The organism is Alcaligenes sp. 1735tsa3, from assembly GCF_024134565.1.
GTDB lineage: Bacteria > Pseudomonadota > Gammaproteobacteria > Burkholderiales > Burkholderiaceae_B > Alcaligenes > Alcaligenes phenolicus.
In genome coordinates, this window is sequence record NZ_CP099862.1 from 1,322,582 (window position 1) to 1,344,263 (window position 21,682).

A 21,682-nucleotide genomic window follows, 5' to 3' on the forward strand; every position below is an offset into this window, starting at 1 on the left:
GCCGCTGCCAGTCTTTTAGAGGCTGGCGTGTCTCCCCCAATTCGATTGAACACGAAGCCGCTTGGGGATTTCCAAGACTAAAAAGGTTTGCTTGCATACCTGGAAGGTATGGTGGCTAATATAAGCATTGGAAATCAAGGAACTAGGCTTGCAAGCGGCATGGGCTGTGGTTTTCCCTGATAAGTCCACAAAACGCCCTGAGTGGAGCCTGTTTATTTGACGTAGCCAGGCTTCTGGCATGCGTGAAGGGGGCAGCCATAAAAAAAGCCCCAGCAAGTGGGGCTTGGGTGAGCAGTCGGGAAATCAACGGGCCAGCTTGAACTCGTCGTCGCCCATGAAGGCGTAACGCAAGGCGTCGATCAAGGCCAGGAAATAGGCCAGCGGTGACCAGATGGCAAACAGCACCAGGAATAACAAGCCCATGCCGATCTGGCCCAGGTAAAAGCGGTGCACGCCCAGCCAGCCCAGGAATATCGCCAGCACAATCGCGATCTTGCGGTGGCTGTTGGGCTTGGACATTTCGTCTTTCTTGTTCTTGGAAATCCAGATCACCAGCGGGATGGTAATGATCAAGGCGATCAGTGCCTTGCCCCAATGCACGGTCAGGTAGCGCTGAACTTGCTGCATCAATTCGATGAAGTCATGGAACAGGAATCCCAGGTACGAGGAAATGTAGTGGAAAATGGCCTCGCCAAAGGTCAGGCCCAACATCACGATCAGGAAGATGGCAATGCCCAGAATGATTTTTTGCAGCATGGTGTTTCCGTCAAAAAAACAGCAAGTTCAATAAGTGCGTGCCTGACGCACGGCTTGTTCCCAACTGAGCATCAGGTTTTGGGCTTCATCGCGCGACATGATGGGCTCGAAAACCCGGTCGCATTGCCATAGCGCCGCAATCTCAGGCAGACCTGAATACAGACCGCTGCCCAAGCCCGCCAGATAGGCGGCGCCCAGCGCGGTCGTCTCAATAGTAACGGGACGCACGACAGGCAGGCCCAACAAGTCTGCTTGAAATTGCATCAGAAGATTATTGGCGCAGGCCCCACCGTCCACACGCAGCTCGTGCAAGGCCGGGCCGCCGTTGGCCTGTACATCCCGATTCATGGCTTGCAGCACGGCGGCGCTTTGGTAGGCAATGCTGTCCAGAGCAGCGCGGGCGATGTGGGCCATGGTGGAGGCGCGTGTCAGGCCAGTAATGGTGCCGCGGGCTTGGGCATCCCAATAGGGGGCGCCCAGGCCGGTGAAGGCAGGGACCAGTCGTACGCCTTGTGCATCCGGCACGCTGCGAGCCAGCTCTTCGACTTGCGCGCTATGCTCCAGTGCGCCCAGACCATCGCGCAACCATTGGACCACCGCCCCCCCAATAAAGACGCTGCCTTCCAGCGCATAGGCGGGAGCATCGCCGTGATGGGCGGCGCTGGTTGCGATCAGGCCGTTATGGGATTGGGGGACTTGCGAGCCACAGTGCATCAACAGGAAGCAGCCTGTGCCATAGGTATTCTTGGCCATGCCGGGTGTTGTGCAAGCCTGGCCGAACAGGGCGCTTTGTTGGTCGCCCGCCACACCACAAATGGGAATGGGGCTACCCAGAATTTCGGGGTTGCAATGGCCAAACTCGGAGGCGGAGCTCTGTACCTGGGGCAAGACGCTGGCCGGGATGTTGAACAGGGCCAGCAATTCATCGTCCCATTGCTGGCTATGAATGTTGTAGAGCAGGGTGCGTGAGGCATTGCTGACATCGGTGGCGTGAACTTTGCCGCCACTTAAATGCCAGATCAGCCAGCTATCAATGGTGCCGAAAGCCAGTTCACCACGCGCTGCACGTTCACGGGCGCCGGGTACGGAGTCCAGCAGCCAACGCAGCTTGGAGGCCGAAAAATAGGCATCAATAGGCAGGCCGGTCTTGCCGGTAATGGTGGCTTCGTGCCCTTGTTCGCGCAACTGGGCGCAGAAGTCCTCGGCGCGTCTGTCTTGCCAGACGATGGCCTTGTGCAGAGCCTGCCCGGTTTGCCGATCCCATAGCACTGTGGTTTCACGCTGATTGGTAATGCCAATGGCGTGTATGTCCTGAGGGCGTAGCCCTGCCTGCTCAATCGCTTGCCGGGCGGTCCGGAACTGGGTGTCCAGGATTTCCTGGGGATCATGCTCCACCCAGTCTGTACGCGGGTAGTATTGCTGAGTTTCCTGCTGCGCCTTGGCCAGAATGCGGCCGTCTGCCGCTACCACAAGGCTGCGCGAGCTGGAGGTTCCCTGATCAAGAGCAAGTATGAATGTCATGCGAATGAGGCAGTAAAAGCGGAGCAGACCACAGTGTACTGGCTCTGTGTGGTCTGTGTCCGGTCGCAGAAGGGGACTTGATACGCGAGCAAACAAGTTTCACTGGACGGTAAAAGTTCAGGGGCTAAAATCAGGGTAAATCCCGAGCCAGTCAGTGTTTTTTTCGGGTGTCTGCTAATTTCAGGTCCAAAGCTCATCTTATGACTACATTAAGTTCCCCCTTATTGACCGACAGAGCCCAGATGCTGGGCGCCTTGGCGCGCACCACGCAGGTGGATATGGTCGTGGTGGGTGGTGGCGCTACCGGCTTGGGCGTGGCTCTGGACGCGGCCTTGCGGGGCTTGAGTGTGGTTGTGCTGGAAGCCTGGGACTTTGCCAAAGGCACGTCCTCGCGGGCGACCAAGCTGGTACACGGCGGGGTGCGATACCTGGCCCAGGGTAATGTCAGTCTGGTGCGTGAAGCCTTGCGCGAGCGTATGCATTTGCTCAGCAATGCGCCCCATCTGGCGCAGCGCCTGCCTTTTGTCATGCCCAGCTACAAGTGCTGGGAGACTCCGTTTTACGGGGTGGGCCTGATGGCCTATGACGGTTTGGCGGGGCGCGAGGGGTTGGGTCATACCCAATTTTTGAGTGCTTCCAAGATCCGGCAGCTTCTGCCCGGTGCGCGGCAAAGTGGCCTGAAAGGTGGTGTGAAATATTGGGACGGCCAGTTTGATGATGCCCGCCTGGCCTTGGCCCTGGCCCGTACGGCGGCTCTGAATGGGGCCTTGCTCATCAATTACTGTCCGGTTGTGGATGTGATGCACAGCGAGGGCAAGGTCTGCGGCGTGCGCTGCCAGGACAAGGAAAGCGGTCAGACCTACGAGATCCAGAGCACATGCGTGGTCAATGCCACGGGCGTGTGGGTGGATCAGGTGCGACAACTGGATGCGCAGGAAGCCGGGCGTGAGCTGCGCCCTATGGTTTCGCCCAGCCAGGGTGTGCACTTGGTGGTTGATCAGGAATTCCTGCCCGGTGAACACGCTTTGCTTGTGCCACGGACCAAGGATGGCCGGGTCTTGTTTGCCGTGCCTTGGTTGGGCAAGCTGATTTTGGGCACGACGGATACTCCCCGAGACGATATTCCGCTGGAGCCGCGCCCCTTGGCCCAGGAAGTAGATTTCATTCTGAAAGAGTCCGCGAATTATCTGCAAAAAGCGCCCACGGTGCAGGATGTGCGCAGTATCTGGGTGGGGCTGCGACCGTTGGTGCGCCCTGCAGCCGAGTCTGCCGCGGGGCAGACACAATCCATCAGCCGGGAACATAGCATTACGGTTAGTGCGAATGGTTTGCTGACAGTTACTGGCGGCAAATGGACGACGTATCGTGCCATGGCCGAAGATGTGCTGGAACGCTGCCAGCAGTCCGGCTTGCTGGGGCCTTTGCCAGCCTGTCGGACTCAGGAGCAACGTTTGGTCGGTGCTTCTTATGTAGGTGACCGGCGTTCTCTGGGGCGTACAGCTGGCCTGGATGCGTATGGCAGCGAGGCCGACTGGGTGCAGACCTTGCCGGGAGCGGATCAGGAATTGGCGCCGGGCTTGAGTGTGGCCATGGTGCGCTTTGCTTGCCGCTTTGAATATGCCCGTACCGTTGAAGACATGCTGGCCCGTCGTTCGCGCCTTTTGTTCCTTGATGCGCGTCTGGCGCAATCGCTTGCCCCAGCGGTGGCGGCAATTATGGAAGAAGAAACCGGGCGCTCGCCCGAGCTGGAGGCCTTTCTGGAACTGGCCGAGCAATACGCCACCGTGCCTACGCGTTAAACGTATGGCAATAAGAAAGGGCCCGTTCATTACGGGCCCTTTTGCTTTCTGCGCCCAATGAAATTGGGCCTGGTGAAAGATCAGGCCTGCTTTCTTTCAATGCCCGCGCTGGCTTGCCGATGAGTCAATCAAAGAAAGTGCGAGCTGTTTCAAAGCGTTTGGCGAAATAGGGATTGTCCAGTGAATCAATCCGCACGCGTCCACCACTGGAGGGAGCGTTGATGAATTGTTGCTTGCCTATATAGATGCCTACATGCGAGTTCGGGGTACCCAGCGTATTGAAAAACACCAGATCACCCGGGCGCAGCTGTGAACGACTGACACGCCGGGCCGCGCTGGCCTGGTCGCCGGTGCGGCGTGGAATGGGGGAACTGGATTCCTGGCTGAATACATAGTGCACCAGGCCGCTGCAATCAAAGCCGGTAGACGGTTCGCGTCCGCCGTAGCGGTAAGGCGTATCCAGCAAGGTCAGGGCAGACAGGACTACGGCTGAACGGCGTTGTTCATCCACACCAATGGGTTTGCCGGCGGGTAGGCGGGACGAGGGCGTGTGCGCACAAGCCGCCAGGATCAGTGTCAGGCACAAGGCAAACAGACGTTGCGTAAAAGCAGCAGGAACCATGGGCTGTTACAAAACGGATGTGGGGGCGGCGGGGAAAGCTGTCACCAGAAGATTATCCGATATTTCGACGCTTTTTAGGCAGCGCGTGAGATGGATCGTCGAAATATGCATTAATTAATGGCTAATGTATGCAACAAGACATAATTTTGATACAGACGCTTTGATCTTTGTCATGTTACATCTCGTTTATAACTACAACATTAAGTGAGCATCTGATAATATTCTGCTGTGTCTTGATACGTTTATTGCATATATTTGATGTTTTCCATGTTTTTAGGGCATTAAAAGAGGGTGTGTGTCGGAAACATCGAGAATGTAAAAATTATATTCATGCAATAGATTGCAAGGCATGATACATATTTATGTAACTTTATATATTTTAAATGTGTTTTGTTACAAGAAACTGGCTGATTAACAGATTTACAAGGATGGCTGACATGCCCGTATCGGAAAATTCGCTGCTGAATGATATTCAGGAAGTCAATTTGTCGTACTTGTTACTCGCGCAGCGCCTGCTGCGGGAGAATTTTTCGGCAGGTATGTTCCGTTTGGGCTTCGATACCGATGTGGCAGAGACCTTGTTGCGTCTGTCGCCGGCCCAATTGGTCAAGCTGGCCAGCTCCAGCTCGTTGATTTGCGGCTTTCGCTTCAATGACTACGACCTGCTCACCACCTTGACGCAGGATGTGCTGGGAGGGGTATTGCAGCAGGCCCACTCCACCATTCTTCTGTCACAGCGCGCGACGGCAGAACAAGCCGGTTAAACCGGCTGCGAACTTATTACATCAAGAACTATGGCTATAAAAAGCGTCGCCAAAGAAGCCCAGGAAATTGGGCTTGCTTCCGACATGATTGAGCTGGGGGCGCGTTTGCAGGTCCTGCAAGCAGAAACATCATTAAGCTACGACCGGCTGGCCCGTTTGTACCGTGAAGTCAAAGGCTGCTCGCCACCCAAAGGGATGCTGCCTTTTTCTGTCGACTGGTTCATGACCTGGCTGCCCAATATTCATTCCAGCCTGTTCTACAGCATTTACCAGTTCATGGCCGTGCATACGCCGTGCGATAAAAGCCGTGCACTGGTCGAGGCTTATCGCCTTTACCTGGAGCAATCGTCGGCCGGGCGTCTGGACGTGGGGCCGGATGAAGAGCCCGTGCTGAGTTTTACTCGTGCCTGGATGCTGCTGCGCTTTTTTGATAGCGGTTTGTTGCAGCTGTCCCAGTGCGAGCGCTGCAAGGGGGGCTTTGTGGCCCATGCGCACGATCCTGAATCAGGCTTTATTTGTGCCATTTGCCGTCCGCCACCACGGGCTGGCAAGACCCGTGCCAGCAAGGCACGCAGTACACCTAAATCTCCGGGCGGCAAAAGTCGAAAATCAGAGCCGGTCAAGGAGCCGCAAGCCGGGGTCACGGGGCACGTCAACGCACAGGTAGACGTGCCCATCTAGCAATAGCTTTTGTCGTCAGTGTGCAGCAAAGCCGGATAGATGCTGGTTTTTGATGTGGATCTGATAAGAATCTGAAAGTGTCAAGGCAACTGGAAGCGTCGATCTAGGCTGGAAAAAGGCCATTAACGCGTCGTTTTAGCCCGGTTGCTTGCCGCCATCATTAGCAGCGTGTATTTGAAGAAGGCGTATCCGTGCTTATTATCCTTGGATATATCATTGTTTTCGTCTCCGTTTTCGGGAGCTTTGTGGGGCTGGGCGGGCACTTGGGTGCGCTATACCAGCCTTTTGAATTACTGCTGATTGGTGGCGCGGCCCTGGGGGCCTATTTTGCGTCCAACAGCGGCAAGTCCATCAAGCTGCTGGCCAAAGCGTTGCCGATTGCATTTCGCAGCAGTCCCTACAACAAGCAGTTGTACATGCAGTTGATGGGCATGTTGTCTGTGCTGCTGAACAAGGCTCGACGCGATGGCATGATGTCCATCGAAGCGGATATCGAAAACCCCGAACAAAGTCCCATCTTTGCTGATTACCCCAATGTGGTGAAAGATCCGGCTTTGATGAACTTTGTGTCCGACTACCTGCGTTTGATGATCAGCGGCAATATGAGCTCGTTTGAAATCGAAACGCTGATGGACCAGGATATCGAGACCCACCAGCACGAACGCAACGTGCCGGCACGCGCCTTGCGTGAAGTGGCTGACGCCTTGCCCGCTTTCGGGATTGTGGCGGCGGTGCTGGGTGTGGTGAAAGCGCTGGCCTCTGTAGACCAGCCGCCAGCCGTGCTGGCAGACCTGATTTCCAAGGCCATGGTTGGTACCTTCCTGGGTATCTTGCTGGCCTACGGCTTTGTCGCTCCCTTGGCTGCTACCATCGAACGCCGTACCTCGGATTCAGTCAAGGTGCTGGAGTGCATCAAGGTCACTTTGCTGGCCAATCTGAATGGTTACCCGCCCCAGCTTGCCGTGGAATTTGGCCGTAAAGTGCTGTTTTCCTCCGATCGCCCTTCGTTCCAGGAGCTGGAAGAGCATGTACGTCAGGCCCGCTCGGGTGCTGGTCGCAAAGCCTAAGCGGATGCGTTCATGAGCAATCATAAAGATCGCGTGGTCATCCGTCGCAAGAAGACGGCCCATGCCGAGCATCATGGTGGTAGCTGGAAAATTGCCTACGCTGACTTCATGACGGCGATGATGGCTTTTTTCCTGGTGATGTGGATTCTTTCCCTGGTTCCCAAGCAGGACTTGAAGGAAATTGCCGATTACTTCCGCATGCCCTTGATGGACGCCGTTTCGGGCGGCTATCAGGCCGACTATTCGCGCAGCGTCATCCCTGGTGGCCAGCCCAGCCTGGTTCCCAATCCCCATCCCGGCACGAACAGCAGCCAGGCGGCCGATGATCGTCAGGATGTGGAGCGTCTGGAAGATTTGAAATCGGCTCTGGAAGAACTGATCCGCATCGATCCCGTGCTGAAAGAATTCCGTCCGCAACTACTGCTGGACATGACTCAGGACGGTTTGCGCATCCAGATTATCGACCGTCAAAGCCGCCCCATGTTCTCGACGGGCAGCGCACAGGTGCAGATTTACATGCGGGCCATTTTGCGCTCGCTAAGCGCCCCCTTGAACGAGATGCCTAACCGGATTCTGATTTCCGGCCACACCGACTCGCTGCAGTACGCCAGTGGCGAGCGTTTGTACAGTAACTGGGAGCTGTCGGCCGATCGTGCCAATGCGGCTCGACAGGAGCTGGTGGCTGGTGGTCTGGCCGAGGCCAAGGTCAAGCAGGTCGTGGGTTTGGCCGATAGTGTCAGCCTGGTTAAAGATAACCCCGCCGCAGCCGTAAATCGACGTATCAGCCTGCTCGTGCTCAATAGCCGGGCCGAACGACGCATGGACGAGCAAGCCGCAAGCGGTTCGGAAGAGTTTGATTTGCGCGAAGCCATGCAGGAGACCGAGGGGCCAATCAGTATTCATATTCCCGGTCTGCCTGAAATGCCTTCTGCCTTGCCAGTGGTGCCCTAGGGCTTGTTAACAGGCCCAACGGCCCAGGTGTTTGGGCTGTGCTTTTTGTTTTGTTGTTCTAAGCCATAACCAGGAAGGAAGTGTTCATGAGCTCCGGCGTAGATCTGAGTCAGTTTTACGAAACCTTTTTCGATGAAGCCGATGAGTTGCTGGCGGACATGGAGCGCTTGCTGCTGGAGCTGGATCTGGACGAGCCTGATCGCGATCAGCTCAATGCCATCTTCCGGGCCGCGCACTCGATCAAGGGCGGTGCAGGCACGTTTGGTTGCTTCGGTCAGCTGGCTGAAACTACCCACTTACTCGAAAATCTGCTCGATCTGGTCCGTAATGGCGAGATGCAATTGCGCAAGGACATGATTGACCTCTTTCTGGAAACCAAGGACGTGCTAACCGGACAAGTCAATGCCTACCGCGAGGAACAGGAGCCTGACGAGGAAGCCTATACCCGTATCTGCGCGCAATTGAGGCAACTGGCCCTGGAGCAAAAGGGCATTCTGGCAACGGACGCCAAAGGAACCGAAGCGATTCTGCAAGCCGAAGCGGAACCCGAGCCGGAACCGGCCGCCAATACGGATGGCTTGCCACTGTGGGTGTCCATGGGACCGGTATCGGATAAAGATGCTGAGGCGCTGCAACAAGAAATGGAGTTGATGGGCACCATCGTCCATCAAACCCGTGAAGGCGATCGCCTGGATATCTGGGTGGAAACCACAGGTTCAGCGGACGACATCCTGGCCGTTTGCTGCTTTATTCTGAATGCCGATCAGGTGTCGGTAAAACCGGCCGCAGCCCCAGGACAAGCGGCGGCTCCAGCCGCTGCCGCAGCAGCCTCGGCCTCAGTTCCCGCCGCAGTGGCTGCCGAGCCTGCAGCCCCCGTCGCTGCACCGGCTGCTCCGGCTCCCGCAACGGCCCCTGTTGCCGCTGAACTAGAAAAAACCGAAACGCCTGCTCCTGCTGCTGCCCCTAAAGCTGCCGACAAACCCGCCAAGGCCGCGGCTCCCAAAGAGTCCGGCACGATCCGTGTGGGCGTGGAAAAAGTTGACCAGATCATCAACCTGGTGGGCGAGCTGGTGATTACACAAGCCATGCTGGTGCAAACTGCCTCGACGCTGGACCCGGTCGTGCATGATCGCCTGTTAAATGGCATCGAACAGTTGGAGCGCAATGCGCGCGACCTGCAAGAGTCCGTGATGTCCATTCGCATGATGCCGATGGATTACGTGTTCAGCCGCTTTCCGCGTGTGGTGCGTGAAAGCGCCGCCCGCATGAACAAGAAGATTCGTCTGGTCACTAAAGGGCAGGCCACCGAGCTGGACAAGAGCCTGATCGAACGCATTATTGATCCGCTCACTCACCTGGTACGCAACAGTATCGACCACGGCATTGAAATGCCCGAGGATCGTCTGGCAGCGGGCAAGGAAGAAGAGGGCGTGCTGACCTTGTCGGCCCAGCACCAGGGCGGCCATATCATCATTGAAGTGGTGGACGATGGCGCTGGTCTGAACCGCGAACGTATTTTGAAGAAAGCCATGTCTTCGGGCCTGCCGGTCACCGAGACCATGCCGGACGACGAAGTGTGGCAACTGATTTTTGCCCCCGGCTTTTCCACCGCCGACAAAGTCACGGAAATTTCCGGACGTGGTGTGGGCATGGACGTGGTGCGACGCAATATCCAAAGCATGGGCGGCCATGTGCAGCTGTACTCGCGCGCAGGCAAGGGAACGACCACCCGTATTGTTTTGCCGCTGACGCTGGCGATTCTGGACGGCATGTCGGTCCAGGTGGGCAATGAGGTGTTCATCCTGCCGCTGGCTCACGTAACCGAATCCATGCAGCCCACTGAAGAACAGTTGCGCAGCGTCACCGATACCGATCACGTCATGTTTGTACGTGGCGAGTATCTGCCCCTGATTTCCCTGCGTGACATCTTCTCGGTTGAAGGGGCCGAGACCGATGTGACTCGTGCGATTGCCGTTATCTTGCAGGCCGAAGACATGCGCTTTGCCTTGCTGGTCGATCACCTGATTGGTCAGCATCAAGTCGTGGTCAAGAACCTGGAAGCCAACTATAGAAAAATTCCGGGTATTTCCGCTGCCACCATTTTGGGCGATGGCAGCGTAGCCCTGATTGTTGATGTTTTTGCCTTGCAACGTCTGGCGCGTGACCCCGCCTCGACGTGGGCCTGATTATTCGGAGATCTTTATGTCCAACGACTTTACTTCCCACTCCGAAGCTGCCGAGGCTGGCGGCAAGGAGTATCTGGTATTTACTCTGGGCGACCAGGAATACGGCATCGATATTCTGAAAGTTCAGGAGATCCGGGGCTACGACTCCCAGACCGTCACTCGTATCGCCAACGTGCCCAATTTCATCAAGGGCGTTACCAATCTGCGTGGCGTAATTGTTCCTATCGCAGACTTGCGGGTGCGTTTCAATATGGAACGGGTGGAGTACGACCACCAGACCGTCGTGGTGATTCTGAACTTGCACGACCGCGTAGTGGGTGTGGTGGTGGATGGTGTCTCGGATGTACTGGTGCTGCAATCGTCCCAGATCAGCGCTGCCCCCAGCTTCGGCACCGCCTTCTCGACCGAGTACCTGACCGGTATCGGTACGCTGGGCGAACGTATGCTGATTTTGGTGGATATTGAAAAACTGATGACCAGTGAAGAGATGGCTCTGGTTGACAGCGCAGTGGCCTGATCGCCCGAGTCTGCAAAGACTTGCCAGGCGGGGACTTGTTTAACGGGTCCTTCAAGGAATGTTCGGGCCGGGGGAGGCGTCACAAGCGCCTCTGATGTTCGGATCTACTCTAGACAAGGTGCTTGCAATGCTGGATGGATTACGTTTAGCCAATCTGAAGGTGCGGACCAGTCTGATTCTGGTACTGGTGTTTTTTTTAGCAATGCTGGTGGCAGGCGCCGCTCTGGGGATTTTGTCCTTGCGCGCCAATAACGGTGCGCTGCAAAGCATCGTGGTCAATCAGCGTGTAGGCTCGGCCATGTATCAGGCCATCGAGCGCTACAAAGAGACTCAAACCCTGATTGGACGAGCGGCCATCAGCTATGTGGTCAGCAATGATCTGCAAAACCAGGACTTGATGGCCGAGTGGAGCGATGTGGCTCCCAAAACCTCGGCGATCAGCTCGGCAACCCGGGATGCTCTGGATGCCACGCGCAAGCAGTTTGAACTGGCCCAGGAAGCCTTCTTTGAATACCAGGGTGTTGCCACCCAACTGGAAGGCACCAACGATTACTACCAGCGTGTCGATGCGGCGTTCATGTCCCTGATGCAAGGTGGCGTGCTGCCCTTGATCGCCTATCTGGAGCAAGGTGATATTGCGGGTTTCCGCAGCTATGTGGCGACTACCACCAAGTTCCTGGAAGAGGATCTGTACAGCGCCTTGAACACCTTGCAGGAAGCTCAGCAGCGTTCTATCGACTCGCAATACCAGAAAGAAAACGACCAGTACAACATGGTGATCCGCCTGGTGGGTCTGGCCATGGTGCTTTGTCTGTTTATCTCCTTGGCCGTGTATGTGTTCTTGAATCGCATGGTGTTGCGCCCCTTGCGTCAGGCCGGTGCGCACTTTGATCGCATCGCCAGCGGGGATCTGACCCAGCGCGTGGAAGTGAAGTCCACCAATGAAATTGGTGTGCTGTATGACGCCGTGCGTCGCATGCAGGGCAGCTTGCAGTCCATGGTGCAGACCGTGCGCCAGGGCGTGGAAGAGATCACTTTTGGCTCGCATGAAATCTATGTGGGCAATACGGACTTGAGCAGTCGCACGGAAGAGCAGGCCGCCTCCTTGCAGCAAACTGCGGCCAGCATGGAGCAGTTGGCCAGCACGGTTCGTCAGAACTCGGACAATGCCCAGCAAGCGGATCAGGTTGCCAAGAATGCTTCCGAAGTGGCTCTGCGCGGTGGCCAGGCGGTCTCTACCGTGGTGCAAACCATGGAAGACTTGTCGGCCAGTTCGGGACAGATTGCCCAGATCGTGAACGTGATCGACGGCATTGCCTTCCAGACTAATATTCTGGCCTTGAACGCCGCGGTGGAAGCCGCCCGTGCAGGCGAGCAGGGCAAGGGTTTTGCGGTGGTGGCCGGTGAAGTACGCAGTCTGGCCCAGCGCAGTGCGCAAGCGGCGCGCGAGATCAAGGGCTTGATCGAGCAGTCGCTGGCCAAAGTGAAAGAAGGGACTCGGCAGGTGGATGAGGCGGGCAAGGTAGTCATGGAAGTGGTCAGCTCGGTACAGAGCGTAACGACCATCATGGCGGAAATCTCCTCGGCTTCAAACGAGCAGTCCGAAGGAATTGAGCAGGTGAACCGGGCGGTTGCGCAAATGGATGTGGTTGTGCAGCAGAACGCGGCCCTGGTCGAGCAGGCTACCGCTGCGGCGGGCTCCTTGCAGGATCAGGCAACCCGTTTGTCCGATGCGGTGTCGGCGTTCAAAGTCAGTGCGCAAGACATTATTGATGATCCGTTTGAAGCGCCCGAGCCGGAACGATTACGTTCTACCGAGCGTCTGTCGGCGGGGTCTTTTAGCGGGACCTTGGCCAGCCTGTAGTTATATGAGCACATCTGTGGAACCTTTTGTTTATACATTGCCCTCGATCCCGCAAGCCTCGAGGGCCGACTGTGAGCGAGCCGCGCGCTTGCTCAAGTCGTATGCGGGCATCATCTTAGGTACCCACAAAGAAGATATGGTGGCCCGCACGCTGGGTATGCGCAGTCAGAACGCGGGCATGCGCGAGGTACGCCAGTACCTGGATATTCTGGAACAGGACACGCATAGCCAGGAGTGGCAGGACTTCGTCAACGCCTTCACCATCAATCACACCGCGTTTTTTCGGGAGCAGCATCACTTCGATATTCTGGGCAAGTTTGTCAGTACACGCGGCAAACCCCTGGATATCTGGTGCAGCGCCGCCTCTACGGGCGAGGAGGCGTATTCCATTGCCATGACGGTGCGCGAACACTGCCCTTCACCGGATGTGAACGTATCCATTCTGGCTAGCGATATTGACTCGGCAGCTTTGGACAAGGCCCGTCAGGGCGTGTATACCCTGGAGCGCATTCAGCCCGTGCCCGATTTGTGGCTGCCGCGTTACTTTCAGCGTGGCGTGGGCGCTCGCAAGGGGCTGGCACGCGTCAAGCCCGTGTTGCGCAATATGGTGGAGTTCGAGGAGTTCAATCTGGTGGGGCCCGCCTGGCCGTCTTCCAGCCGTTTTGATGTGATCTTCTGTAGAAACACCATGATTTATTTTGATCGTGATGATCAGACACGCATTCTGGAGCGCTTTGCCGCCGTCACCAAGCCTGGCGGACTGCTGTTTGTGGGGCATTCCGAGAACTTCTCCTATCTGACCAAGGCCTTTCGTCTGCTGGGTCAGACGGTGTATGTCCGGAACTAGGGCCCATTAGTTTCACCCCGCCCCAAGCTCTGTTGGCGTTTGAAATCGGGATTATGAGTAGCATGAAGAAAATTCGAGTTTTGTGTGTAGACGATTCTGCCCTGGTGCGCAGCCTGATGGTGGAAATTATCAACAGTCATGCGGATATGGAAGTGGTGGCTGTGGCCCCCGATCCGCTGGTGGCGCGCGAGCTGATCAAAGAACACAATCCGGATGTGCTGACGCTGGACGTCGAGATGCCGCGTATGGACGGGCTGGACTTTCTGGAGCGACTGATGCGCTTGCGTCCCATGCCCGTGGTGATGGTGTCCTCGCTGACCGAGCGCAATTCGGACGTGACCTTGCGTGCCCTGGAGCTGGGCGCGGTGGACTTTGTGACCAAACCCAAGCTGGGCCTGCGGGATGGCTTGCTGGATTACTCGGACCTGATTGCCGACAAGATCCGCGCCGCTTCCATTGCCCGTCCACGTCGTGCGACCCCGGCCCCGGCAGGGTCCGCCCCGGCTCGTCGCCTGACGCACAACTTTTCGACCACTGAAAAACTGATCATGATCGGTGCATCCACTGGCGGCACCGAGGCCATTCGTCAGGTGCTGGAGCCTTTGCCGGCCAATTGTCCGGCCATCATGATTACCCAACATATGCCAGCCGGTTTCACGCGCTCGTTCGTGAACCGTCTGGATGGTCTGTGTTCCATGCAGGTGCACGAGGCCGAAGATGGTCAGCGCGTGTTGCCCGGCCATGTGTATTTGGCTCCCGGTGGCGTGGCGCACATGAAGCTGGCCCGCTCGGGTGCCAACTATGTGGTCAAGCTGGTGGACAGTGAACCTGTCAACCGCCACCGGCCCTCGGTTGATGTGCTGTTTCACTCTGCCGCCGAGCTGGCCGGACGCAATGCCGTGGGTGTCATTCTGACCGGCATGGGCAAGGACGGCGCGCAAGGTTTGCTGGCCATGAAACAGGCCGGTGCCATGACTTTTGCCCAGGACGAAGCCACCAGCGTGGTCTTTGGCATGCCGCGTGAAGCCCTGCAAATTGGCGCGGCGGACATCGCCTTGCCCCTGGGGCAGATCAGCGAACGAATTCTGGCCAGTGTGGGGGCCTTTGGGCACCGTGTATAAACGGTCCTGAACGCACTGGCATGCTACTCATTTGGAGAATGTAAATGGTACAAAAAAATATAAAAATTCTCGTCGTCGATGACTTTCCCACCATGCGCCGGATCATCAAGAACCTGCTCAAGGATCTGGGATACGAGAATGTAGACGAAGCAGAAGATGGTCAGATGGGCCTGGAAAAACTGCGCAACGGCAATTTCGAGTTTGTGGTCTCTGACTGGAATATGCCGAATCTGGATGGGCTGGAAATGCTCAAGCAGATTCGTGCCGATGCCAACCTGTCCTCTTTGCCGGTGCTGATGGTGACCGCCGAAGCCAAGAAAGAGAACATTATTGCCGCCGCCCAGGCGGGCGCCAATGGCTACGTCGTCAAACCCTTTACCGCCGCAACTCTGGAAGAGAAGCTGAACAAGATCTTCGAGAAAATGGCCGGTTAATACGGAGTACGTCATGGATCCACAGCAAACCCCGAATCATCCCGACCCCCAAAGCGTACCGGTTGATCTGGTCTACCGCATCGCCAATCTGACCCGCCTGCTGCGGGAAAGCATGCGCGAACTGGGTCTGGATCAGGCCATTAAAGATGCCGCGCACGCGATTCCGGATGCCCGTGATCGTCTGCACTATGTGGCTCGCATGACTGAGCAGGCCGCCAACCGGGTACTGAACGCAGCCGAGCAGGTGCGTCCTTTGCAGGAGTCCTTGCAAGAGGACGCCCAGGCCCTGGATGCCGAATGGGAACAGTGGTTTGAACAGCCTCTGGACCAGGACCAGGCCCGCGAACTGGTCAAGCGTACCCGCGGCTTCTTGCGCGATGTGCCCGTCAAGGCCCAGCAGACGCAGGACAATCTGCTGGAAATCATCATGGCCCAGGACTTTCAGGATCTGACCGGGCAGGTGATCACGCGCATGCTGGGTGTGGTTGGCACCATCGAGACCGAACTGGTCCAGGTGCTGGTCGATAATGTCCCCACAGAAAAACGCGAAGAAACTCAAAGCCTTATCAACGGCCCGGTGGTCTCGCCGGTAGCCTCGGAAGTGGTCACCAGCCAGGACCAGGTGGACGACTTGCTGGCGAATCTGGGCTTTTAATCCTCGCCCAAATTCGATCATCGCGTTCGCTTCAGAAAGGCGCTGCACCTTGCAGCGCCTTTTTGCTTGTGGGGAACAGCCTGCTTTTATCGGGCTTTCTCCGCGCTATCAGAGCCGCGGTGCTCTTTTAGAATGACCCCGCGGCCTGCAGTGCGAACGCGACATTCGTGCTGGGCGCGTGATTCATTCTTTCAATTCCTGCGTCTTGGCAGTCCATGGCAGAAGACAGCGATCTCGAAAAAACAGAACCGGCCTCACCCCGGCGCCTGGAAAAGGCGCGGGAAGAAGGGCAGGTGGCGCGTTCCAGAGAGCTGACGACATTCCTGATGCTGCTGGCCGGGATAGGCGGAATCTGGGCCGGTGCCAGCTATTTGTACGAGACTTTTGGCGGCATTGTGCGTCGCAGCGTCTGGTTTGATCCGCGCGTAGCGCACGATCCCAGCGCCATGGTGGTACAGGCGGCCGGTCTGGCAGGCGAAGCATTAAAAGGTCTGGCACCGCTGTTCCTGCTGCTGGTTGTGGTCGCGATCTTTGCCTCGATCGCGCTGGGCGGCATGAGCTTTAGCGGCAAGGCCTTGCAGCCCAAGTTCGAACGCATGAATCCGGCCAAGGGCATCAAGCGCATGTTTTCCATGCAGACCGTGATCGAGCTGATCAAGACCCTGGCCAAAGCCGGTCTGGTGGGTTCGGTGGCGGTGTATGTGATCTGGACCGAGCGCGAGCAGATGACGGCCCTGATGTATGTGCATCCCACGGCGGCCATTGCCACGGGAATGACACTGATCATCAAGTGTTGTGCCCTGATCGCCGCCAGCTTGCTGGTGATTGTCTTGATTGATGCGCCCTGGCAGTTGTGGAGCTTTTACAAAAAGCTGCGCATGTCGCGCCAGGATGTGAAAGAAGAACATAAGGAAAGCGAGGGTGACCCGCATGTGAAAGGGCGCATTCGGCAGCAGCAACGGTCCATGGCCCGTTCGCGCATGATGTCCCAGGTGCCGGGGGCCGATGTGGTGGTTACCAACCCTACGCATTATGCGGTGGCCTTGAAGTATCAGGACGGCAAGGGCGGTGCCCCCCGTGTGGTTGCCAAAGGCACGGGGCTGATTGCTGCCAAGATTCGCGGGCTGGCCGCCGAGCACAAGGTGGCCATGCTGGAGGCGCCAGCGCTGGCACGGGCCTTGTACTTCAACGTGGAGCTGGAGCGCGAGATTCCTGTGGACTTGTACTCGGCCGTGGCCGAAGTGCTGGCCTGGGTTTATCAGCTTCGTAACTGGAACAAGGGGCAGGGCGAGCGCCCGATCATGCCCACCCGATTGAAAGTGCCGACAGGCATGGATGAAGGTCCACTGCGTTCGCGCAAACATTAAAAGCAATGAACAATTTTTTTGCCTTACTGAAACAAAACGGTGGTCAACACGCCCGGCTTTTAGCTGGTCCGGTGCTGATCCTCATGGTCATGGCCATGATGATTCTGCCCTTGCCACCGTTTCTGCTGGACCTGCTGTTTACCTTTAACATCGCCCTGGCCGTCATGATCCTGCTGGTGGCCATGTTCACCAAAAAGCCGCTGGACTTTGCTGCTTTCCCGGCAGTGCTGCTGTTTGCCACCTTGTTGCGCCTGGCTTTGAACGTGGCCTCTACGCGAGTGGTACTGATGAACGGCCACAAAGGCCCGGATGCTGCCGGTCAGGTGATTGAGGCTTTTGGTCACTTTCTGGTGGGCGGTAACTTTGCCGTTGGTCTGATCGTGTTCGTGATTCTGGTCATCATCAACTTTGTGGTGATTACCAAGGGTGCGGGTCGTATTGCGGAAGTGGGGGCACGCTTTACCCTGGACGCCTTGCCGGGCAAGCAGATGGCGATTGACGCCGACTTGAACGCCGGCCTGATTGGCGAAGACGATGCCCGTCGTCGCCGTACCGAGGTTTCGCAGGAAGCCGAGTTCTACGGCTCCATGGACGGTGCCAGCAAGTTCGTGCGCGGGGACGCGGTGGCGGGCTTGTTGATCATGGTCATCAACGTGATTGGTGGTCTGATTATTGGTGTCCTGCAGCATGACTTGTCTTTCTCGGAAGCCGGTCGCGTTTACACCTTGTTGACCATTGGTGACGGCCTGGTCGCCCAGATTCCAGCCCTGATCATTTCTACTGCCGCCGGTGTGGTGGTGTCGCGTGTGGCGACGGATGAAGACGTGGGCCAGCAAATGGTCAGCCAGCTTTTCCGTAATCCCATGGTGCTGTATATCACCGCCGGGATTCTGGGTTTGATGGGTTTGATTCCCGGCATGCCCAATCTGGTGTTCCTGCTGCTGGCCGCGATATTGGGTGCTGGAGCCTGGATGATGCAAAAGCATCAGCTCGAACAGCAGCAGCAAGCCAGCGAACCTAATGATGAAGTCCTGGCCGCAGCCGATTCTGCCGCCAGTGAAGCCAGCTGGAATGATGTGTCCATGGTGGACCCGCTGGGTCTGGAAGTGGGTTATCGCCTGATCTCTTTGGTGGACCATGCGCAAAACGGCGAGCTGCTGCATCGTATCCGCAGCTTGCGTAAAAAGTTCGCACAGGAAGTGGGCTTTTTGCCGCCTGTGGTTCATATTCGGGACAATCTGGAGCTCAAGCCCAACGACTATCGCATCCTGTTGGCCGGGGTGGAAATTGGCCGGGGTACCGCCACGCCAGGGCAGTGGCTGGCCATTGATCCCGGTGGCGTCACCATGAAGCTGCCCGGCACACCTACTACGGACCCAGCCTTTGGCCTGCCCGCCGTCTGGGTGGATGTCAGCATGCGCGAGCAGGCCCAGATTGCGGGCTACACCGTGGTGGATGCCAGCACGGTAATTGCCACGCATATCAACCACTTGCTGCATCGCCAGGGGGCCGATTTGCTGGGCCGTCAGGAAGTGCAGCAATTGCTGGATCACGTGGGCCGCGAAGCGCCCAAGCTGGTCGAAGATTTCGTACCGCAAACCTTGTCCCTCAGCCTCTTGCTCAAGGTCTTGCGTGGTCTGTTGGCTGAAGATGTGCCGATTCGCGATATGCGCAGCATTGTGGAAACGCTGGCTGAACATGCGCCGCGCATTCTGGCTCCCGGTGCGGTTCAGCCCGGCCAGGAGGCAGGCGAATTGCTTGCGGTTCTGCGCGTGGCCTTGGGGCGCGCTATTGTGCAGCAGTGGTTCCCTGGCGAGGGCGAGTTGCGTGTGATTGGTCTGGATGCCCGTCTGGAGCGGGTCATGACGCAGGCGCTGACCAGCAGTGGTGCACTGGAACCAGGTCTGGCCGAGTCGGTACTGACTGATGCCATGCGTGCGGCCCAGTTCCAGGAGGAACATGGGGATCCGCCCGTGCTGGTTGTGCCGCCTGTTTTGCGGGCCACCTTGTCGCGTTTCTTGCGTCACCACATCCCACAACTGGGTGTCTTGTCCAACGCTGAAATTCCTGAAGAACGCATCCTTCGGGTCACCACCATTATTGGTCAGTCTGAATGAATATAAGTCGCTTTTTTGGTAGTACCAGCCGGGAGGCCATGCGTCAGGTGCGCATCGCTTTGGGCCCCGATGCCTTGATTGTGTCCAACCGCCGTGTCAATGGCGGCGTTGAGATTCTGGCTACCGACTCCAGCTCGGTACCGGGTGGCGCTACCGAACGTGCACCCATGCCCAGCAGCACACCGCATCAGGCCGCTGGCATACGTCAGCAGGAGATGGCCCCGCCACCGGCCGCCGACAATGTGATGGGTGCGATTGGGGCATTGCGTGGTGCCCTGGAAGGCCGCATGGACGATCTGGTCTGGAGTCACCAGATGCGGCGCTCGCCTGTAGCGGTAAATCTATTTCAGAGTCTTTTATCGCAAGGCTTCAGTACTGCCTTGTTGCGTGCCATGCTCAAGCGCCTGCCTGAGGAGCTGGGCGCGCGGGCGGCCTTGCAATGGGTGCGGACCGAGCTGGAAACCCATTTGCCGGTACTGCGTTCCGAGGACTCCTTGTGGCAGCCCGGCTTGGCCTTGGCTCTGGTGGGCCCTACGGGTGTGGGCAAGACCACCACGCTGGCCAAACTGGCTGCGCGTGCTGTGCGCCGTTTTGGTCCCGATAAGGTCGTTTTGCTGACGACTGACACCTATCGGATCGGTGCGCACGAGCAACTGAAAATTTATGGCGACCTGATGCGGGTAGCCGTGCATATTGTTCAGGACGTGGCGCAACTGCGTAGCGTGATGCTGGGTGTGCGGCCCGATCAGGTGATCCTGATCGACAATATGGGCATCAGTCAGCGCGACCGTTATGTGCGAGAACAGGCTGCATTGCTGGCCAGTGCCGGACGCCGGGTGCAACGCTTGCTGGTCCTGAACGCCGCCAGCCAGGGCGATACCTTGGATGAGGTCGCCCGCAGCTACACGCAAGATGGTGGCACTCCGCTAAGTGGCTGCATCATCTCCAAAGTGGACGAGGCGATCAAGCTGGGTGGGCCGCTGGATACGGCCATTCGCTTCAAGCTGCCTATTCATTATGTGTCCAACGGCCAGAAAGTGCCCGAGGATTTGCGTTTCATGAGTGCCGCCGAACTGGTCGACTCTGCCTTGCAGGTGCGCGAGAACCAGCGCCCCTTGTACGCGCCCAGTTCCGGCGATCTGGCTGCCTTGCTGGAAAGCGGTGGACAGTCCGCCCAGGAGCAACAGGCTGAAGAAGAACGCCGTGCGCGTGTCTTGCCGCGTTTGTTGTCGGCTGCCTCTGCGGGTGGCCCTATCGCCCTGGAGCAGGCCCGTCGTGCAGCCGCCGATCTGGATGAACGTCTGGCCTGCGCGGAAGCCTACGATTTCTGGCGCGATCTGCATGCTCACAATGCCCCTGTTCAGGATGGGGCGGCGGCACAGCGTGCCGAAGGCCTGATGCGTGCCGCGTGTCAGGAAGTCAGTGAGGGCAATGTGTCCCGCTTGCTGGTGATCCATGCCGATCATCAGCTTGCCGGTAGCCAGGAGCAATGCTCGTTCAGTTTCCTGTTCAGTCCCAAGGGGCAGGCCTTGAGCGTGCCGTATTATCAACGCCAAACGCCCTCCCAATGGTCGGATGTACGGGGCGTGCGCAGCATGGAACGGCCGGGTCCGACACAGGCACTGAACCAGGCCATGCAGGTCTTGAATGCCCAGGCCCAACCGGTAAACTTGCTGCATATTTTTGAAGGTGGTTCGCCCACCATGTGGCGTCAATGGGCTGATATGGAAGCCGACTGGCTGGCCCTGATTCCGGGTGCGACTTCCTTGTGGCACAAGGACGGCAAGACCACGCCTAATGCCCTTGGCAAACAGCTGGCCTTCCACGCGATTCCCGATCTGGCAGCACGCTTGCATCTGGAAACGTTGGGCCGCGCCAAGCAGGGTGAAATCGCCCTGTGGTACGCCGTCGAGCCGGTGCAGTTGCGACAACGCAATGCCGAGCCTGTGCATCTGGACCTGATCATCCTGCGCACCGTGCGTCGTCACGACGGCAAAGTGTTGAAAACCCGTTTTGCCTTGATGCACCAACGCGCAGGCTCCGAGGCCATCGCCCCGGCCAGTCTGGCCTGCTACATGATGCTGCGTAGCGAAGTGCAGGAAATGGCGCGCTTGCTAAGCACTGTGCGTGGCATTTTGCCTACCAGCAATTCCGAGTTTGAAGAAGAACTCAACTTGCTGGCCGCCGCCCAATTGACGCTGGCCGCCTGGGATTTGCTGCAGGCACCGGACAATCTGGCTGTGCGACAACTCAGCGCACGCTTGCTGGGCAAACCGGGGCTGAAGTCCAGCCACGCGGTTGATGCGCTGGTGAAGATGCTGGTGTTGAAGGAAGCGATGAGCTAAATTCAGCAAGATTGAAAAAGCCTGCCGTGTGGCAGGCTTTTTTATGTCTGTCAGAGCGCAGCTTTGGC

Annotated in this window: 18 protein-coding genes; 15 read left to right on the forward strand and 3 right to left on the reverse strand. The window is 57.6% G+C overall.

What is annotated here, in order from left to right; all coding sequences use genetic code 11:
• Positions 1–303: 303 nt before the first annotated feature.
• Positions 304–756 (reverse strand): TM2 domain-containing protein, encoded by a 453-nt coding sequence (locus NIZ92_RS06020; protein ID WP_035269009.1) that lies wholly within the window; start codon positions 754–756, stop codon positions 304–306.
• 27 nt (positions 757–783) lie between these two features.
• Positions 784–2,277 (reverse strand): glycerol kinase GlpK, encoded by a 1,494-nt coding sequence (glpK, locus tag NIZ92_RS06025; protein WP_254002852.1) that lies wholly within the window; start codon positions 2,275–2,277, stop codon positions 784–786.
• A gap of 200 nt (positions 2,278–2,477) precedes the next feature.
• On the opposite strand from glpK, the gene NIZ92_RS06030 reads away from it, so the two are divergent.
• A complete protein-coding gene (locus tag NIZ92_RS06030; protein WP_203144958.1) occupies positions 2,478–4,076 on the forward strand; it encodes a glycerol-3-phosphate dehydrogenase/oxidase in 1,599 nt (532 codons plus the stop codon).
• A gap of 124 nt (positions 4,077–4,200) precedes the next feature.
• Here NIZ92_RS06030 and NIZ92_RS06035 read toward each other — a convergent pair whose 3' ends face one another.
• The gene (locus tag NIZ92_RS06035) at positions 4,201–4,698 is read right to left on the reverse strand and encodes a C40 family peptidase (protein WP_009455189.1); all 498 of its coding nucleotides are present in this window, start codon (positions 4,696–4,698) and stop codon (positions 4,201–4,203) included.
• A gap of 437 nt (positions 4,699–5,135) precedes the next feature.
• On the opposite strand from NIZ92_RS06035, the gene flhD reads away from it, so the two are divergent.
• From flhD to flhF, 14 genes are all read left to right on the forward strand, one after another.
• Positions 5,136–5,462 carry a flagellar transcriptional regulator FlhD gene (gene flhD, locus NIZ92_RS06040; RefSeq protein WP_009455187.1) on the forward strand — a complete coding sequence of 109 codons (327 nt, stop codon included), beginning with the start codon at positions 5,136–5,138 and terminating at the stop codon, positions 5,460–5,462.
• Between the two features lie 30 nt (positions 5,463–5,492).
• A complete protein-coding gene (gene flhC / locus NIZ92_RS06045; protein WP_254002853.1) occupies positions 5,493–6,143 on the forward strand; it encodes a flagellar transcriptional regulator FlhC in 651 nt (216 codons plus the stop codon).
• Between the two features lie 191 nt (positions 6,144–6,334).
• Complete coding sequence (gene motA / locus NIZ92_RS06050) at positions 6,335–7,210, forward strand: flagellar motor stator protein MotA (RefSeq protein ID WP_026484570.1); 876 nt, start codon at positions 6,335–6,337, stop codon at positions 7,208–7,210.
• Positions 7,211–7,222: 12 nt separating this feature from the next.
• Positions 7,223–8,161, forward strand: coding sequence for a flagellar motor protein MotB (motB, locus tag NIZ92_RS06055; protein WP_009455181.1), 939 nt, complete (start codon positions 7,223–7,225; stop codon positions 8,159–8,161).
• 86 nt (positions 8,162–8,247) lie between these two features.
• Positions 8,248–10,347, forward strand: a complete 2,100-nt coding sequence (gene cheA / locus NIZ92_RS06060; RefSeq protein WP_254002854.1) for a chemotaxis protein CheA — start codon at positions 8,248–8,250, stop codon at positions 10,345–10,347.
• A gap of 16 nt (positions 10,348–10,363) precedes the next feature.
• The gene (locus tag NIZ92_RS06065) at positions 10,364–10,864 is read left to right on the forward strand and encodes a chemotaxis protein CheW (protein WP_009455177.1); all 501 of its coding nucleotides are present in this window, start codon (positions 10,364–10,366) and stop codon (positions 10,862–10,864) included.
• 127 nt (positions 10,865–10,991) lie between these two features.
• On the forward strand, positions 10,992–12,728 hold the full coding sequence (locus tag NIZ92_RS06070) for a methyl-accepting chemotaxis protein (RefSeq protein WP_254002855.1): 1,737 nt from the start codon (positions 10,992–10,994) through the stop codon (positions 12,726–12,728).
• 4 nt (positions 12,729–12,732) lie between these two features.
• Complete coding sequence (locus NIZ92_RS06075) at positions 12,733–13,575, forward strand: CheR family methyltransferase (protein WP_026484567.1); 843 nt, start codon at positions 12,733–12,735, stop codon at positions 13,573–13,575.
• 62 nt (positions 13,576–13,637) lie between these two features.
• Positions 13,638–14,696, forward strand: a complete 1,059-nt coding sequence (locus tag NIZ92_RS06080; RefSeq protein ID WP_021446831.1) for a chemotaxis response regulator protein-glutamate methylesterase — start codon at positions 13,638–13,640, stop codon at positions 14,694–14,696.
• A gap of 44 nt (positions 14,697–14,740) precedes the next feature.
• Positions 14,741–15,130 (forward strand): chemotaxis response regulator CheY, encoded by a 390-nt coding sequence (cheY, locus tag NIZ92_RS06085; RefSeq protein WP_009458133.1) that lies wholly within the window; start codon positions 14,741–14,743, stop codon positions 15,128–15,130.
• Positions 15,131–15,143: 13 nt separating this feature from the next.
• Complete coding sequence (cheZ, locus tag NIZ92_RS06090) at positions 15,144–15,785, forward strand: protein phosphatase CheZ (RefSeq protein ID WP_021446830.1); 642 nt, start codon at positions 15,144–15,146, stop codon at positions 15,783–15,785.
• A gap of 215 nt (positions 15,786–16,000) precedes the next feature.
• Positions 16,001–17,152, forward strand: a complete 1,152-nt coding sequence (gene flhB, locus NIZ92_RS06095) for a flagellar biosynthesis protein FlhB (RefSeq protein WP_021446829.1) — start codon at positions 16,001–16,003, stop codon at positions 17,150–17,152.
• Between the two features lie 5 nt (positions 17,153–17,157).
• Positions 17,158–19,269 (forward strand): flagellar biosynthesis protein FlhA, encoded by a 2,112-nt coding sequence (gene flhA / locus NIZ92_RS06100; RefSeq protein WP_254002856.1) that lies wholly within the window; start codon positions 17,158–17,160, stop codon positions 19,267–19,269.
• Entirely contained in the window at positions 19,266–21,614 is a 2,349-nt protein-coding gene (gene flhF, locus NIZ92_RS06105; RefSeq protein WP_254002857.1) for a flagellar biosynthesis protein FlhF, read from the forward strand. The genes flhA and flhF overlap by 4 nt, the downstream gene beginning before the upstream one ends.
• The last annotated feature ends 68 nt before the right edge of the window (positions 21,615–21,682 follow it).

Excerpts from the sequence above, each read along its gene's own strand:
- NIZ92_RS06065 (WP_009455177.1), top strand. The coding sequence starts at position 10,364 with ATGTCCAACGACTTTACTTCCCACTCCGAAGCTGCCGAGGCTGGCGGC.
- NIZ92_RS06020 (WP_035269009.1), bottom strand. The coding sequence starts at position 756 with ATGCTGCAAAAAATCATTCTGGGCATTGCCATCTTCCTGATCGTGATG.
- cheA (WP_254002854.1), top strand. The coding sequence starts at position 8,248 with ATGAGCTCCGGCGTAGATCTGAGTCAGTTTTACGAAACCTTTTTCGAT.
- cheY (WP_009458133.1), top strand. The coding sequence starts at position 14,741 with ATGGTACAAAAAAATATAAAAATTCTCGTCGTCGATGACTTTCCCACC.
- NIZ92_RS06035 (WP_009455189.1), bottom strand. The coding sequence starts at position 4,698 with ATGGTTCCTGCTGCTTTTACGCAACGTCTGTTTGCCTTGTGCCTGACA.
- cheZ (WP_021446830.1), top strand. The coding sequence starts at position 15,144 with ATGGATCCACAGCAAACCCCGAATCATCCCGACCCCCAAAGCGTACCG.
- flhB (WP_021446829.1), top strand. The coding sequence starts at position 16,001 with ATGGCAGAAGACAGCGATCTCGAAAAAACAGAACCGGCCTCACCCCGG.
- NIZ92_RS06030 (WP_203144958.1), top strand. The coding sequence starts at position 2,478 with ATGACTACATTAAGTTCCCCCTTATTGACCGACAGAGCCCAGATGCTG.
- flhC (WP_254002853.1), top strand. The coding sequence starts at position 5,493 with ATGGCTATAAAAAGCGTCGCCAAAGAAGCCCAGGAAATTGGGCTTGCT.
- flhD (WP_009455187.1), top strand. The coding sequence starts at position 5,136 with ATGCCCGTATCGGAAAATTCGCTGCTGAATGATATTCAGGAAGTCAAT.
- flhA (WP_254002856.1), top strand. The coding sequence starts at position 17,158 with ATGAACAATTTTTTTGCCTTACTGAAACAAAACGGTGGTCAACACGCC.
- NIZ92_RS06070 (WP_254002855.1), top strand. The coding sequence starts at position 10,992 with ATGCTGGATGGATTACGTTTAGCCAATCTGAAGGTGCGGACCAGTCTG.
- flhF (WP_254002857.1), top strand. The coding sequence starts at position 19,266 with ATGAATATAAGTCGCTTTTTTGGTAGTACCAGCCGGGAGGCCATGCGT.
- NIZ92_RS06075 (WP_026484567.1), top strand. The coding sequence starts at position 12,733 with ATGAGCACATCTGTGGAACCTTTTGTTTATACATTGCCCTCGATCCCG.
- motB (WP_009455181.1), top strand. The coding sequence starts at position 7,223 with ATGAGCAATCATAAAGATCGCGTGGTCATCCGTCGCAAGAAGACGGCC.
- NIZ92_RS06080 (WP_021446831.1), top strand. The coding sequence starts at position 13,638 with ATGAAGAAAATTCGAGTTTTGTGTGTAGACGATTCTGCCCTGGTGCGC.
- glpK (WP_254002852.1), bottom strand. The coding sequence starts at position 2,277 with ATGACATTCATACTTGCTCTTGATCAGGGAACCTCCAGCTCGCGCAGC.